At 41.6% G+C, this 15418-nt stretch carries 15 protein-coding genes; 9 read left to right on the top strand and 6 right to left on the bottom strand.

The features are described from left to right. Positions 1–332 precede the first annotated feature (332 nt). On the top strand, positions 333–2189 hold the full coding sequence (locus ACH0BF_RS18975) for a transglycosylase domain-containing protein (protein WP_340852743.1): 1857 nt from the start codon (positions 333–335) through the stop codon (positions 2187–2189). A 153-nt stretch (positions 2190–2342) separates the two neighbouring features. Here the strand turns inward: ACH0BF_RS18975 and ACH0BF_RS18970 are convergent, their stop codons facing one another. After that, positions 2343–2900, bottom strand: a complete 558-nt coding sequence (locus ACH0BF_RS18970; RefSeq protein ID WP_120034151.1) for a DUF5366 family protein — start codon at positions 2898–2900, stop codon at positions 2343–2345. 375 nt (positions 2901–3275) lie between these two features. Here ACH0BF_RS18970 and ACH0BF_RS18965 point away from each other — a divergent pair, with 375 nt between their 5' ends. The 7 genes from ACH0BF_RS18965 to mnhG are packed head-to-tail and all read left to right on the top strand — an operon-like array spanning position 3276 to position 9009. Further along, on the top strand, positions 3276–5693 hold the full coding sequence (locus ACH0BF_RS18965) for a Na+/H+ antiporter subunit A (protein ID WP_406910018.1): 2418 nt from the start codon (positions 3276–3278) through the stop codon (positions 5691–5693). Further along, on the top strand, positions 5683–6105 hold the full coding sequence (locus ACH0BF_RS18960; RefSeq protein WP_120034157.1) for a Na(+)/H(+) antiporter subunit B: 423 nt from the start codon (positions 5683–5685) through the stop codon (positions 6103–6105). The genes ACH0BF_RS18965 and ACH0BF_RS18960 overlap by 11 nt, the downstream gene beginning before the upstream one ends. Then, positions 6105–6446: a Na(+)/H(+) antiporter subunit C gene (locus ACH0BF_RS18955; protein ID WP_120034159.1), complete on the top strand. Its 342-nt coding sequence runs from the start codon at positions 6105–6107 to the stop codon at positions 6444–6446. The genes ACH0BF_RS18960 and ACH0BF_RS18955 overlap by 1 nt, the downstream gene beginning before the upstream one ends. Next, positions 6439–7920, top strand: a complete 1482-nt coding sequence (locus tag ACH0BF_RS18950) for a Na+/H+ antiporter subunit D (RefSeq protein ID WP_120034161.1) — start codon at positions 6439–6441, stop codon at positions 7918–7920. The genes ACH0BF_RS18955 and ACH0BF_RS18950 overlap by 8 nt, the downstream gene beginning before the upstream one ends. A 6-nt stretch (positions 7921–7926) precedes the next feature. Continuing rightward, positions 7927–8403 (top strand): Na+/H+ antiporter subunit E, encoded by a 477-nt coding sequence (locus ACH0BF_RS18945; RefSeq protein ID WP_120034163.1) that lies wholly within the window; start codon positions 7927–7929, stop codon positions 8401–8403. An 8-nt stretch (positions 8404–8411) separates the two neighbouring features. Next, positions 8412–8687 carry a Na(+)/H(+) antiporter subunit F1 gene (locus ACH0BF_RS18940; protein WP_406910024.1) on the top strand — a complete coding sequence of 92 codons (276 nt, stop codon included), beginning with the start codon at positions 8412–8414 and terminating at the stop codon, positions 8685–8687. Then, positions 8671–9009, top strand: coding sequence for a monovalent cation/H(+) antiporter subunit G (gene mnhG / locus ACH0BF_RS18935; protein WP_340852736.1), 339 nt, complete (start codon positions 8671–8673; stop codon positions 9007–9009). The genes ACH0BF_RS18940 and mnhG overlap by 17 nt, the downstream gene beginning before the upstream one ends. An 85-nt stretch (positions 9010–9094) precedes the next feature. Here mnhG and ACH0BF_RS18930 read toward each other — a convergent pair whose 3' ends face one another. Next, entirely contained in the window at positions 9095–9478 is a 384-nt protein-coding gene (locus tag ACH0BF_RS18930; protein WP_340852734.1) for a DUF2188 domain-containing protein, read from the bottom strand. A 62-nt stretch (positions 9479–9540) separates the two neighbouring features. After that, the gene (locus ACH0BF_RS18925; protein WP_340852731.1) at positions 9541–9927 is read right to left on the bottom strand and encodes a hotdog fold thioesterase; all 387 of its coding nucleotides are present in this window, start codon (positions 9925–9927) and stop codon (positions 9541–9543) included. Positions 9928–10187: 260 nt separating this feature from the next. Here ACH0BF_RS18925 and nhaC point away from each other — a divergent pair, with 260 nt between their 5' ends. Next, complete coding sequence (gene nhaC / locus ACH0BF_RS18920) at positions 10188–11615, top strand: Na+/H+ antiporter NhaC (protein ID WP_120034173.1); 1428 nt, start codon at positions 10188–10190, stop codon at positions 11613–11615. Positions 11616–11696: 81 nt separating this feature from the next. Here the strand turns inward: nhaC and ACH0BF_RS18915 are convergent, their stop codons facing one another. The 3 genes from ACH0BF_RS18915 to ACH0BF_RS18905 all read right to left on the bottom strand — a co-directional run bounded on the left by ACH0BF_RS18915 (position 11697) and on the right by ACH0BF_RS18905 (position 15340). After that, entirely contained in the window at positions 11697–11876 is a 180-nt protein-coding gene (locus ACH0BF_RS18915; protein ID WP_120034175.1) for a hypothetical protein, read from the bottom strand. A gap of 105 nt (positions 11877–11981) precedes the next feature. Then, complete coding sequence (locus tag ACH0BF_RS18910) at positions 11982–13301, bottom strand: Na+/H+ antiporter family protein (protein WP_120034177.1); 1320 nt, start codon at positions 13299–13301, stop codon at positions 11982–11984. Positions 13302–13840: 539 nt separating this feature from the next. Beyond that, entirely contained in the window at positions 13841–15340 is a 1500-nt protein-coding gene (locus tag ACH0BF_RS18905) for a leucyl aminopeptidase (RefSeq protein WP_120034179.1), read from the bottom strand. Positions 15341–15418 lie beyond the last annotated feature (78 nt).

The following is a 15418-nucleotide window of genomic DNA, read 5'->3' as shown; positions in this document are numbered from 1 at the left end:
ACTATTGTACTTACTTTCCACTCTTTATAAAAGCCCCGGCAAACAAATAAAAATGAATCATACGGCTCCTTTTGACAATTTGCAACGCCAATAGACGAACAGAAATGCGCTTATCATGCTTTTCCCTTACCTTTTAAAAAAAATCTTTGCTGCTTTTTATTTCTTAAGTTAGTAGATTTATACCAGTTCATCCGGGCCTCTCAGATTTTCCTATTTTTCTCATGATATCCTCTTTCTAAATTGCCCTCTTTCGATTATGATGATGAAAGGATTATTTTTTACTTGTTTTTCCACAAGTATAACAAACTAGAAAGAAGAAGGCGGTTTAGGGAATGAGGACAGTTTTTGGTTATATGTTAATAGTTTTGCTCCTCCCTGTAGCTGTGTTTTTATTTTACTTCGCAAACGCAGAAGCACATAAAGTCAGGAGCTTTGATGAGGTTGTCGATGAAAAGATCGTCATTAAAGATGTCCACCTTTCTCAGGCAAGTAAATTTGTCGATAAAGATGGGAACCCCTATTTGGAGATTCATCAGCCTTACCGGATTGTAGCAGATGGAAAAAATATTCCCCCATTTTTAAAGGAATTGTTTTTACAGTCTGAAGACAAGCACTTTTATGATCATGCCGGTATTAATGCGGCGGCTGTTATGCGCGCCGTGCTCATTAATGCTAAAGCTGATGGGATCGAACAGGGAGCAAGCACAATCACACAGCAGCTTGCACGTAACATTTATTTGAATCACGACCGGACATTGGTACGAAAAGTGTCAGAAGTATTATATGCATACGAACTTGAGAAAAGGCTGTCGAAAGATGAAATTTTAAATCTTTACTTAAATGCCATTTATTTCAATCATCAAGTATACGGTGTAGAAGCAGCTTCGCAATTTTATTTTCAGAAACACGTCAATGAATTAACGAAATCACAGCTGGCTTTTATCGCTGCTATTCCAAACAATCCGTCATTATATGACCCCGTCCGGCATTTCGAAAATACGAAAAAACGCCAAGAACGGCTCATTGATATGATGCAGCGAGAAAAGTTTATTACGGCATCTGAAGCTGAGGAAATAAAAAAAGAACCTATTAAGCTTCAAATGAGAGACCGTATAGACAAATATGCTAGCTACTCTACTTATGTGGAAGATGAGCTGAAGCAATTAATTGCCAAAACAGAAGGCTTCGATCAGCAATTGCAAAATGCCAAAGGGGACGAAAAAATCACTATTGAACACAAATTGAACGACCGTGTTGAAAAAGTAAAATCTTCGGGCATTGTTGTTCATACCTCTTTAGATCCTTCCATGCAGCAGCGAGCAGAAAACGCTGTTAACTCGGTACTTAGCGGCTCATCGGTGCAATCATCGGCCGCAGTTATCAAAAATGATTCGCGTAATATCGTTGCGCTTGTCGGCGGAAGAAACTATGACCGGACACAATTCAATCGGAGCTTCCAAGGGTTCCGGCAGCCTGGATCGACAATTAAACCATTGCTTGATTACGCTCCCTATATTGACACCTATAGGGCAGATGTTAACAGTTTAGTAAGTGCTGATAAATATTGTGGTCCGGGCTATTGTCCGAAAAACTATAGTGGAAAAGAGTATGGAATGGTTTCCTTAAGAACCGCTCTATCAAAATCGTACAATACAGCCGCATTGCGTCTATTTGTAAAAACAGGACCAAAAAAAGCCTGGTCCTATATGAACAATTTTGATTTTGAAAGAGTCACAGAATCAGACAAAGATCCTTCTCGCCGTGCTACGGCTCTTGGTGGTTTTGATGTCGGCATGTCTTCACTGGAAGTAGCCGGTGCCTATACATCCTTTATTGACGGAACTTATACTAGACCACGGGCGATACAAAAAGTGACAGACCGTCAAGGCAATCTGCTCTATGAATGGAAAGAGGAAACGAAGACAGTTTGGTCAAAATCAACAACCTATAAAATGCGGTACTTGTTATCAGATGTAATCCATAATGGAACAGGTAAAAAAGCGAATCCTGGCACTGCCTACGCAGGTGGGAAGACTGGTACAACGAACAGTACAAAGGACCTCTGGTTTGCTGGTCTAACAGATCAGTATACTGCAAGTGTCTGGGTCGGAAAAGACTCGCCGAAAAGTATTCGCTATTTAGAAAGCTACGCACCAAATCAATTGATCTGGCGCAGAATCGTGCGATAAAAACGGCAAATACAGCTGCAAAAAAGCTGCGGAGAATCATTCCGCAGCTTTTTTATATAGCCCTACCTATCCGAACATTCGTTAACCGCCAAGCCCGTGGTTTTTCCTTTCCCTTTTATACTTGACTACAAAAAAAAACCGCCAAAGCGGTTCTTAAAGCGGCAAACTGCCAAGCAGGCCATTGTAGACTTTCATTCCTAGCAGAGCCAATGAAACTCCTAAAGCTGACCATGAAACAATTTGGAAAGTAACTATTCCAATTAAATTAGCTATCGAAAGGGAAGAGCTAGTTTTATAAACAAAAAAGATCAAGTAGCCAGCGGCTGTTAATAGAAAGATTGCTAAAATCCCTATCAATGAGGAAAAACTAATCAAGGAAAGCAGACCACCTACAAAAAAGATAATCGAGCCGTTACGAACAGCTTTTAACAATTCTCCTTCTGTATCTTTGGAGAAAAACAACAAAGACAATTCATTCACCGTATTGGCGATCACTTTTAAGCCGGCAATTACAAAAAAGAAGGCAATCATTAATGAAACGGTAATCACCAGATTGATCTCTGTCTTTGTAAATAGCTCAAGCATTTCGTTGTATAAGCCTACTTTCTTAAATAAAGAGATAATAATTCCTTGGACAAACAAAGCAAACGACAAACTAAATAATAGAATAGCTATGAGAGGCAAGTAGCCTGTTAAATAAGTGTTTTTCATAAAGAATATACTCTCCTGTTCCGTTCAATCCATTTTATTATGCAAGAGCTGACAAACAAAGACAAGTTCTTTTTTAATAATTTTTGGAAGTCCCAAACATTTTTTGGCAAAAAAGTTGCGGGCAAGAAGGACGAGAAAAAATTTTTTAATGAGTGATAATGCCATGTTTCTACATATTTATTATTATTGACCGACTTTTCAGCAAGTTTCACTTTTTGACCATGCATGAAGTAATTTTTTACGTTATAATGCTCTAGGAGATCAAAATTTGCATCATCAACGATGAGTATAGTTGAAAAAGGGATCGTTATATGCAAATAGTCACCTTTTTCTTTTGTACACATTATCGATTTAGTTTATGAGGGGGGGATTTTTTTGTCTTTACTACATCTAGCCATCTTTTCTCCTTTTTTAATGGCTATTTTAGTTCCTTTTTTTTATAAAGGGCTACGGAGTATACATACAGGCTGGTTTGTTCTAATTTTACCGATTTTGCTTTTCACTTATTTTATCGGATTTCTCCCGGTTACCCGGAACAACGGGACAGTCGAGAAATCTTTTGATTGGATCCCATCACTTGGCATCCGCTTTGCTGCCTATGTAGATGGATTAGGGCTGTTATTCGCTCTGCTTATTACTGGAATCGGTTCACTCGTCGTGTTATATTCCATCTTTTACTTATCAAAGGAAAAAGAAAGACTGCACAACTTTTATGTCTATTTACTATTGTTTATGGGTGCTATGCTTGGCGTTGTGCTGTCAGACAACTTGATCACTTTGTATATGTTCTGGGAATTGACATCCATTTCTTCTTTCCTGTTGATCGCCTACTGGTACGACCGTGAACGCTCTCGTTATGGAGCGCTCAAATCTATGCTTCTAACGGTATTTGGCGGTCTTTCTATGCTGGGCGGCATCTTGTTGCTTTCCATTATGGGCGATACATTTAGCATACGCGAGCTCATTTCTCAAGCCAGTGAACTAAATGGTCATCCTCTCTTCCTGTTTGCGCTGATCCTTATTCTACTAGGAGCCTTTACAAAATCAGCTCAATTTCCATTTTATATTTGGCTACCTGATGCCATGGAAGCACCTACACCTGTGAGCGCATACTTGCACTCGGCTACAATGGTGAAAGCGGGAATTTATTTAGTTGCCCGCCTCAGTCCAATCTTTGCTTTCTCAAGCTATTGGTTTTGGATTGTTGGAGCAGTTGGCATTTTCACTATGTTCTGGGGATCATTCAATGCAGTCAAACAAACAGATTTAAAAGGGATTCTTGCTTTTTCAACGGTCAGCCAGCTCGGTTTGATTATGTCGCTTTTGGGAGCGGGAGCCGCCGCTCTTCACTTTGACGCATTAAATGACAATATCTACATTGCTGCTGTTATTGCCGCTGTCTTTCATTTAATCAACCATGCAACATTTAAAGGCAGCTTATTTATGGTAGTTGGTATTGTCGATCATGAAACAGGCACAAGAGACATCCGCAAGCTTGGCGGACTGCTCAGCTTTATGCCTATTACTTTCTCGATAGCTGTCATCGGAGCTTTCTCTATGGCTGGTCTTCCTCCATTTAACGGATTTTTAAGTAAGGAAATGTTCTTTATTGGAATGATTCAGCTTGTTGACTTAAACATTTTCAACTTACAAACATGGGGCATGTTATTCCCTATTCTCGCTTGGATTGGAAGTATTTTCACATTCATTTATAGCATGATGTTTGTATTCAAGACATTTTCCGGGAAATATCAACCCGAAAAGCTCGACAAAAAACCGCATGAAGCACCTGTTGGCATGTTGATTTCACCTATCATTCTTGCTGTTCTTGTCGTCCTATTCGGTCTTTTCCCAAATTTGCTGTCTTACAGCCTCATTCAGCCAGCAGCGGCTGCGATTGTCCCTTCGCTAGTTGAGCCTGGTGAGCTGCTATCAGTTCATATTGTCCATTGGCATGGAGTTACGACTGAGTTGCTAATGACGATTGGTGTGATAGCTGTTGGTATTCTAATGTATTTGACTTTAAGCAAATGGATCAAGCTATATACGCTATTCCCTGGAAAAGTAACACTTAATACGTTATATGATACGAGCTTGTATGCTGCTGAACGCGGTTCTTACACGTTCACAAAGGCTTATATGAATGGATTTATCCGTACATATCTCGTCTATATTTTTGTTTTCTTTATCGGTATTCTTGGTTTCACAATGTGGACAGAAGGCGCGTTGAAGATTGATAAGAGCAACTTAGCTCCGATCGGTGTATATGAAATTGTCCTCGTTATTATTATTTTAGCGGGTATTTTCACTATTTTATTCGCCAAGTCCCGGCTGACGTCCATTATCGCTTTAGGAGCAGTCGGCTATACAGTCTCCCTCTTTTTCGTTATTTTTCGGGCACCGGATCTGGCTCTTACACAATTGGTTATTGAAACCGTGTCGGTTGCTTTATTTCTGCTTTGTTTCTACCATCTTCCAAAGCTTAATCGCCATGAAGAGCGAATGGGCTTTAAACTTGGCAACTTAATTATTTCTCTCGGAGTTGGAACCGTTATCGCTTTAATGGCCATCTCCTCCCACAGCAACAAAATGTTTGAATCAATCGCCAGCTACTATGTTGCGAACACTTATAAAGAAGCAGCGGGCAAAAATATGGTCAATGTCATCCTCGTCGATTTCCGTGGATTTGATACCTTGTTTGAAATCAGCGTGCTGGCGATTGCCGGTCTCGGCATTTTCGGCCTGATTAAACTACGGCTAGCAAAGAAAGGAGGAGAAGCAGATGAAAACTAATGATGTCATTTTACAAACAACGAGTAAGGTTGTGTTTTTCATCATTATTCTCTTTGCCATCCATTTGTTCTTTGCCGGGCATTATCATCCCGGCGGTGGATTCGTCGGCGGGTTGATGACATCGGGAGCGATCGTACTGCTTCTGCTTGCCTTTGATATTAAAACTGTAGCGAAAGGTTTTCCTATCGATTATAAAATTCTAATCGGAATCGGCTTGCTGTTTGCGATCGGAACAGCGGCAGGTTCACTTATTTTCAATGTTCCATTTTTTACTCATGTATTTGGCGACGTATATTTGCCGATCTTTGGAGAAACGTCTCTCCATACTGCTATGTTATTTGATTTAGGTGTTTATTTAGTTGTCATTGGTGTGACCATGACCATTATTCAAACGATAGGAGAGAGTGAATAATGGAGATTTTAATGTCAATTATTATTGGTGCTTTATTTGCAAGTTCTATCTATTTAATGCTTTCAAAAAGCTTGCTCCGTATTATTATCGGGACCGGGCTATTAAGTCACGGAGCTCATTTGTTAATTATTACAATGGGCGGCTTAAAAAGAGGGGCGGCTCCTCTTCTCGGTGAAAAGGCAGCCTCTTATGTAGATCCCTTGCCGCAAGCACTGATCTTAACGGCCATCGTTATTAGCTTTGGCGTTACCGCCTTGTTTCTTGTGCTCGCCTACAGGGCTTACCAGGAACTAGGAACAGATAATATGGATGAAATGAGAGGTAATGAAGCAAATGATTAACCTGTTAGTTTTGCCGTTGCTTATTCCTCTCTTGACTGCCGCTTTATTAATTTTTGTGTCTAAATCTGTCGGAGTCCAACGAGCCATTTCAGTCATCTCTGCCATTGGTACATTAACCGCTGCTGTTGTTTTATTAATAACCGTTAAAAAAGACGGGATTCAAACGGTCAATGTCGGCAGCTGGGATGCCCCGTTTGGCATTACGCTTGTTTCCGATACCTTGTCTGCGCTGCTTGTCACTACATCGTCACTGATCACGCTGTGTGTCATTCTTTATTCTTTCCGTTCGATTGGTGCGGCACGCGAACGATTTTATTACTATCCTGTGGTCCAATTTTTGCTTGTTGGTGTAAACGGTGCCTTCACAACGGGCGATATCTTTAACCTGTTTGTGTTTTTTGAAGTGATGCTGATGTCCTCTTATGTCCTGATTGTCATCGGCGGCACAAAAGTCCAGCTGCGTGAATCAATTAAATACATTCTTGTGAACGTCATTTCATCGGCGCTTTTTGTGATCGCCGTGGCTATGCTTTATTCTGTCGTTGGCTCTCTGAACATGGCGGATATTTCCCAGCGTATTGCAGAAATTGGCCAACTGCCGATCCTAACGGTTATCGCTGTATTATTTTTAATCGTATTCGGTTTAAAAGGAGCCATTTTTCCGCTGTATTTCTGGCTTCCTGGTTCTTACTATGCACCACCTGTACCAATTCTTGCTCTGTTTGGTTCCCTGTTGACTAAAGTAGGCGTATACTCTATCCTGCGAAGCTACTCACTATTCTTTTACCACGATCAGGCTTTCACGCATGAACTGTTAGGCATTCTCGCTATTATTACAGTGATCGCCGGCTGCATTGGCGCGATTGCTTATTGGGATGTAAAGAAAATTGTCATTTACAATATTGTAATTGCAGTAGGTGTGCTCGTATTTGGAATCTCAGTTGCTACAGAAGAATCCTATAAAGGCACGGTCTTTTACACGATTCATGATATGATTATAAAAGCCGCTCTATTCTTGCTCATTGGTGTAATGATCAAGATTACCGGGACAAGCGACTTACGCAAGATGGGCGGTTTGATGAAGAAATATCCATTGCTCGGCTGGACCTTCCTTGTTGCTTCTTTTGCACTCGCCGGCATTCCACCGCTCAGCGGATTTGTCGGAAAGCTGTTAATCGTACGCGGAGGGCTGGCGGAGGGAGAATATGTAGGCTCCTTAATTGTTCTTTTATCCAGTCTTGTCGTGCTTTACTCTGTAATTAAAATTTTTATGAACGGTTTCTGGAGAGCTCCGAAAGAATACCCAGGAGAAGAAAATCAGCCTGTTCTCTCTCTATGGGCACCAGGAGCGATTCTCGTACTTGCCTCAATTTTCTATGGGGTAGGAGCGGAAATAATGTATCCAATTATTTCTCAAGCCACTGATGCACTCGTACATCCGGCAATCTATATTGATGCAGTGTTAAAGGAGTAATGTCTTATGGCTTTTCAAATTTTACTTAATTTCTTTTTAGCGTTTCTGTGGATGTTTCTACAAGTATCCTTTAACAGCAAAACATTTATTATCGGATACTTAATTGGCTTGATTTTAATTTATGGCATGCGCCGGTTCTTTAAAACAGAACTGTATGTGCGCCGTGTGTTTGCCATCGTTTACTTAACCCTTCTATTCTTTAAGGAATTAATTATGGCGAACATCGACGTATTGAAAGTGATCTTAAAACCTAAACTTGATATCCAGCCAGGAATTTTCGCCTTGCCGACTGAGCTGAAATCAGACTGGGAAATTACCTTGCTTGCTAATTTAATTACCTTAACTCCCGGCACATTAGTCATCGATGTATCAGATGATCAAAAGACATTATACGTCCATGCGATTGACGTACCGGATGTGCAAGATGCAATTAACGGCATAAAAGAATCATTTGAAAAAGCGATTATGGAGGTGAGCCGCTGATGTTGGTAATGGTTATGAAGCTGTCGCTCATTTTAATTACCTTGGCAATGCTCGGCTTCATCTATCGGCTTGTTAAAGGTCCAACCGTCCCTGATCGGATTGTCGCTTTAGATGCGATTGGCATTAACTTGGTCGCCATGATCGCCATTCTCTCTATGCTGTTTAAGACCTATGCGTTTTTAGATGTTATTTTGTTGCTCGGCATTTTATCTTTCATCGGTACGACTGCTTTCTCCAAGTTCCTTGAGAAAGGAGAGATCATTGAAAATGACCGGAATCATTGAGATCGTGATCATTCTCTTTTTACTGCTTGGTGTCTTTCTTACTCTTGTTGCATCTTTTGGAGTGATTCGGCTGCCTGATGTCTACACGCGCAACCATGCAGCTTCAAAAAGCGCCACACTTGGAGTGATGTTGATTCTGCTCGCTTGTTTTCTCTATTTCTATTTAATTGAGGGACACTTTAGCTCGCGTGTCCTGCTCGGAATTGCCTTTATCTTTATAACGGCTCCTGTTGGCGGTCACTTAATTAGCCGTGCTGCCTACAACTCAGGCGTCAAATTGTGGGATAAAAGTTCCCGAGATGATTTAAAGGATAGAAAATAATTAAAACCAGCCAACGCTTGATTTGTTGGCTGGTTTTTCACTTAAAATTATGCTCTTTTCTTTTATTATAGCGCTCTATGAAAGCTTAGTTTTCATAGAGACGTTTTTCCTCGCTTCCATCAGCGTGGTGAATAATCAGAATTCCATCATGCTCTTTTACATAATCCTTTGCCTTATCTGATAACCCTTCCTTCGTGTGGTCTGACAAGATACTATGCTCTCCCTTTTTCTTGACGAGCTGCCAGCCCTCACCGTCTTCTTTCGGCTGCAGATGATAGACAGGGCGTTCTTCATCGTTTCCATGCCCTTTACCAACAGAGCTGCGGGCACGATCAATAGCAATAGCAATGGCTCTTCCTTCATCATAATTCTCATCAAGCAGTGCATTCGCAATTTCAATCGCTTTTTCACGCACCTGCTGGGGCAAGTTTTTCATTGAAGCAGGATAGTCATTTTCATTCCAGGGCATGGGTTCTCCTCCTAGTCATTCAACTACCCTTCTTCTTCCCCTATTTTTCCCCTTCAAAACTTCTACACTTTCTTCGGTACTATCGCTACTGTACAACGTGAGAGGCAAATAAGCTGCTCTTGCTCATCACGAATATCAATCTGCCAGACCATTGTTGTTCGTCCTTGATGTACAGATTGCGCTGTAGCGGTAACGATTCCTTCCCTTTTGGCTTTAATATGATTAGCATTGATCTCCAGACCAAAGCATATTTGTGTGTCTGGATCAATTAAATAAGCCGTACCAATGCTTGCAGCTGTTTCAGCCAAAGCAACGGAGGCGCCACCGTGTAAGTACCCAAGCGGTTGGCGTGTACGCTCATCGACCGGCATGGTCATGACAACTTTTCCTTCACTCATTTCTACAAGTTCCATTCCTAACGTATGAGACAAATTGCTATTTTCTTTCATTTTTATTTCCTCTCTTTCTCTCTATAAAATGAACAATAATTCATTTCATTATATTACATTCTGTCTTTTTAGAAAAATCCCTCCTTTTATGCAAAATGGTATATTTTATGCAAAATAACATGAAATCCGACATTTATCCTTATGTTTTTATGCATAGATTTAGTCTTTTTAGCATAAGATCGACTTTTCAGATAATTAGATCTATTGGCATGGTTCTTGCAATCTATTTAGATAGAATACTGAAAGAAAGAGGGATGATAATGAAAAAAACTAAAGCACCTTCACTCGCCATTGCGCTAATCCCTATTATTGCTATGGTTACATTCCTGTTCGCCGGGATTTTTATTTTTGAAGCTGATGCTCATATTCCACTTTTATTAAGTGCAGTCGTAGCAGCTATCATAGCGATTTATCTCGGCCATACGTGGAAGGAAATAGAAAAAGGGATTATTAGTGCAGTGACGCTAGCGATGCAGGCTCTTTTGATCTTAATGGTTATCGGGACGATCATCGGCACATGGCTTGCCGGCGGAATCGTTCCAACGATGATTTATTATGGGCTTGATATTTTATCGCCTGCCTATTTCCTGCCGGCTGCTGCCGTCATTTGCAGCATTGTAGCCATTGCTTCAGGAAATGCTTGGACAGCAGCCGGTACTATCGGCATCGCCATCATGGGAATCGGAGCAGGTCTCGGTGTTAACTTAGCGATGGTGGCCGGAGCAGTAATTTCCGGCTGTTATTTTGGGGATAAAATTTCACCGCTTTCCGAAACAACGAATATGTCACCAGGGATTACCGGGGTGGAGCTATTCGATCATATTCGTCATATGCTATATACAACGATTCCTGCCTTAATTCTCTCTGTTATTATCTATTTCTTTATGGGACTCTCATTTAAAGGAAAAGGGGCCGGCATTGATGAGATTACGGCTCTTCAAAATCAGTTGAATGACATTTTTATTATTAGTCCATGGCTTTTACTTGTCCCTATTATTGTACTCGGTCTGATCGCCATGAAAACACCAGCGCTTCCTGGACTTGTCATTGGCTCGATCTTAGGCGCAATCGTAGCCATTACTGTACAAGGCGTAGCTATTGGGGACATTTTGGGTATCATGGTCTACGGATTTGAGATGGAAACAGGCAATGAGGTTCTTGATAATCTACTAAATAATGGCGGTACAGAAGCCATGATGTATACGGTATCGCTTGTCATGATCGCTATGAGCTTCGGAGGAATTCTAGAAGTGAGCGGTGTGCTTGAAACACTCGTCAACAGCTTGCTAAAGCTTGCTAAATCTACCGGAAGTCTGATCGCCACTACAGTTGTTACTTGTATTACAGCAAACGTTATTGCTTGTGATCAATACTTATCCATCCTTCTTCCGGGGCGTATGTACATTAAAGCATATAGAAAGCGCCGACTTCATCCAAAGAATTTATCGAGAACATTGGAAGATGCCGGTACAATGACTTCTCCACTTGTCCCTTGGAACACATGTGGAGCTTTCATGACTGCTACTCTGGGAGTTTCTACTTTCCAATATGCCCCGTATGCTTTGCTTTGCCTTATTAGCCCAGTCATTGCTATATTATATGGATTTACCGGTTTTAAAATAGAAAAACTTTCCCAAGCAGAAATTGATCGCTTGGATGCAGAGGAACAGGCTATCAAAGTTAGTTAAAAAACTCGCAGGGCTGCAAACGCTTTATTTTTATCTCTATGAATAAAAAGAACCTCCACACATACGCGGAGGTTCTTTTTTCTAATAATATCCATAAGGGCCAAAGGGACCTACAAATGGAGGAGCATATGGAGGGTATGGAGGATAGTATGGTCGATAACCATAAAACGGACGTGCAATCGCTCCGCCGATTAACCCTCCGAGCAGCCCTCCGACAAATGGGCCGCCAAAAAAAGGGGGAAAGCGAGTGTTTCTGTACATTATGAAAAGCCTCCTTTTTCTCTGCCTACTATGTTTTATGCAGAAAGAAAGAAAAAGGCATGGGCGGGCTTTACAATCAAGCCTCCCATACCTGCAATGTATCAGTTATAAAACCATAGCAGCCAGCCAGCCAAATAAGATAACCGGGATATTATAGTGCAAGAAAGTTGGCACACACGTATCCCAAATATGGTTATGCTGCCCGTCTACATTCAAGCCAGCTGTCGGTCCTAACGTGCTGTCCGAAGCAGGAGATCCGGCGTCTCCAAGTGCTCCTGCTGTTCCGACAAGTACAATCGTCGCCATAGGGCTAAAGCCAAGCTCAAGTGCGAGCGGCACGAAGATCGTTGCAATAATTGGAACAGTCGAGAACGATGAACCAATTCCCATGGTTACGAGCAAGCCGACGATCAGCATCAATAATGCCCCGAGTGACTGGTTGCCTCCAATGAGGTGGGCCGACTGTTCTACAAGCCGCTCTACATCCCCTGTTGCACTCATTACTTTAGCAAAGCCGGAAGCGGCAATCATAACAAAACCAATGAAGGCCATCATTCGCATTCCAGCTGTTAACACACTGTCGGCTTCATTCCATCGCAATGCTCCCGTAACGTATAGGACCATAATGCCTCCTAATGCTCCAAACACCATTGAATCTGTCCAAAGCTGGGCGGCAAGCGCTGCTACAATAGCAATAATAGCCATTATTACTCCCGATTTTGTATATCCTTCCGTTTCTACATCAGCAGCCATTACTTCTTTTTGTTCATACACTCTCGGCTTCCGGTAAGAAAAGAAGACAGCAATGAGCAGGCCGCAAAGCATTCCGATTGCCGGATAAATCATCGCCGTTGCTATCTCATTTGTTTCCACCTTTAATCCACTTTCCGTGATGTTTGTAGCTACAATTTCATGAAAAATTTGCCCAAAACCGACAGGAAGCAGCATGTAAGGCGTGACAAGGCCGAATGTCAGTACAGACGCTATGAGGCGACGGTCTATTTGCATTTCGTTTAAAATTTGTAAAAGTGGTGGAATTAATATCGGAATAAAAGCAATATGAACAGGAATTAAATTTTGAGAAGAAATTGCGACTAATAAAATAAAAAAGACAATAAGAGCTTTAGGCAATTTTTTCTTGCGTGCTTCTTCTTTATTTCCAATACGCTTTAATACAAATTCAACAAGCGCTGTCGGCAGTCCTGTGCTGGATAAAGCGACTGCAAAGCCGCCAAGCGCCGCATAACTAAGAGCGACGTTTGCTCCGCCTCCAACTCCCTCTGAAAAAGCACCAACCGTTCCTTCTATTCCTAAACCGCCAATTATTCCCCCGATCAGTGCACCCGTAATTAATGAAAACACAACGTTCACTCGAAGTAGACTGAGGAGGAGCATGGCGATAACAGCTATTACTACAGCATTCATCTAAGATGCCCCTTTCACTTTAGTTTGCTAAATTGGTAGAGAACTAAAAACAAGATAGCAAACTTTACAGATGATTGTCAATGCCTTTTCAAAAGAAAAAACCTTCAACAGCTGAAGGTTTTAAAGTAACTATATAGGGACAGATAGCTTGACTACTTTATTTGTTCCATTGCCTGTTTAACATTCTTATATGTATGAATCGAAGAATGACCTCATTCAAGGATCACTGGCTTCCAGCCGAAATCCGAGCGAACTTGCGCTGCAATCCCCTTAAACTAAGAATATGGTAGACACTAAATAGATGCTTTTCAACCATAGTGTCCAATTAGAGAATGTCGTCCCGCAACGGAGCAACCGGCGCAGATAAACCCATTATCTCTTTATGCGCTTTTTTATAATAGCGTTCGTTACCCTTTCGAAAGCAAAAATCTATTATATTCTAAAGGAAGGCAGGAAACATTAAATTGCTTTTTATCTTTATTAAAAAGAAGAGAGGCATAGCTGAACATGTCGTCTTTCAGCACGCCTCTCTAATTTAATTATGCCTCTGTTTTTCTTACCGCCAATAAGGCAAGCGTGCGTGCCATGACACCTGTAGCTCCAGCAGGACCTAGAGCCCCTGCCTTATTTGTATCAGCTGTTCCAGCGATATCTAGATGGACCCATGGCGTCTCTTCAGCAAATTCTCCAATAAAACCTCCTCCCATGATCGCATGGCCCTCGCGACCTGGTGAATTATTTAAATCGGCAATTTTACTGCTGCGAATGCGCTTTTTATCGTTTTCTGTGAGCGGCAATTGCCAAATAAACTCCCCTGCTTCCTTAGACGCAGCTAATACTTCCTCCAGGAAATCCTTATTATTCGTGAGCGCACCTGTCTTATCAGTTCCAAGTGCTACAATGACTCCTCCTGTTAAAGTGGCTACGTCGACTAAATAATCAGCTTTGTGATGCTTAGCATATGTCATCGCATCTGCTAGCACGAGCCGTCCCTCTGCGTCCGTATTCAACACTTCAATCGTCTTCCCGCTCATGGATGTAATCACATCATCAGGCTTCAGCGCCTCACCATTGATCATATTGTCTGTTGAAGGAATGACAGCTACTACATTTTGATCTGGCTTCAGTTCACCGATGATTTCCATCGCTCCTAATACGGCAGCTGCACCACCCATATCCATTTTCATACCAACAAGTCCGTCCTTTGTTTTCAAAGAATAGCCACCGGTATCAAAGGTAATGCCTTTTCCAACGAATCCCAATACATTTTGCCACTCTTCCTGGGGCTGATATTTTAGCGTAATCATTTTTGGAGGCGCTACCGATCCTTTGTTCACAGCAAGCAGTGCTCCCATTCCAAGCTTTTCCATATCTGCTTTTTCAAGAATTTCCAATTCAAATCCATATTTATCGGCCAGTTTTTTAGCATGTTCTGCTAAATCAGCAGCTGTTAGCATATTGGCTGGTGTATTGACAAGTGTGCGGGCAGAATTGGTTCCCTGGCTGAGCACATAGCCAACATGCAGGGCAGCTTTTACCTCTTCACTGTCCGCCCCTGTATAGATGGTCATTTGTTCAATGAATTGTTCAGGCTCATTAGAGGGTTGTTTGTATCCTTTAAATTCATAGGAAGCCAGACCAAACGCTTCACTAAAAGCTTGGGCCGCTTCATCTGGTTCAATCGTTTCACATACAAAGCTATCGAGAGCGACAGCCGCAGAACTTAACTTGATTCTGTTCATTTTTTGTATAGCTGCACCGATAGTCTCTTTTATGGTATGAAACTCAGCTTGCTTTTCTTTGCCGAGCCCTACGAAGAGCAGCCTTTTAGCAGAAATTCTTCCTAATGTCGGAATGATGATGATTTCACCTTGCTTCGCCGAAATGTCCCCTTCTTTGACAAGCTCTGTTAATTCGCCATTCATCGCTTCATCAAGCCTAGCTAGTTCGCCGTCAAACTTGAGGGGACGGTCATACAGACCGATAAGCAAGAGCTCTTCTTTTTGGCTATAAAATGAGTCGGTTTTCACATTAAACATTCTTCCACCTCCACTGTCATTATACAGGAAAGATTTTTAAGGAACGAATGCCTTTCCTTTTTTTGCACTTGTTGGTAT

The sequence above is a fragment of the Pseudobacillus sp. 179-B 2D1 NHS genome (assembly GCF_045370945.1).
In the GTDB taxonomy this organism is placed as follows: domain Bacteria; phylum Bacillota; class Bacilli; order Bacillales; family Domibacillaceae; genus Pseudobacillus.
Note: the sequence above shows the minus strand (reverse complement) of the source record. Positions and strands in the feature narration are given on the sequence as shown.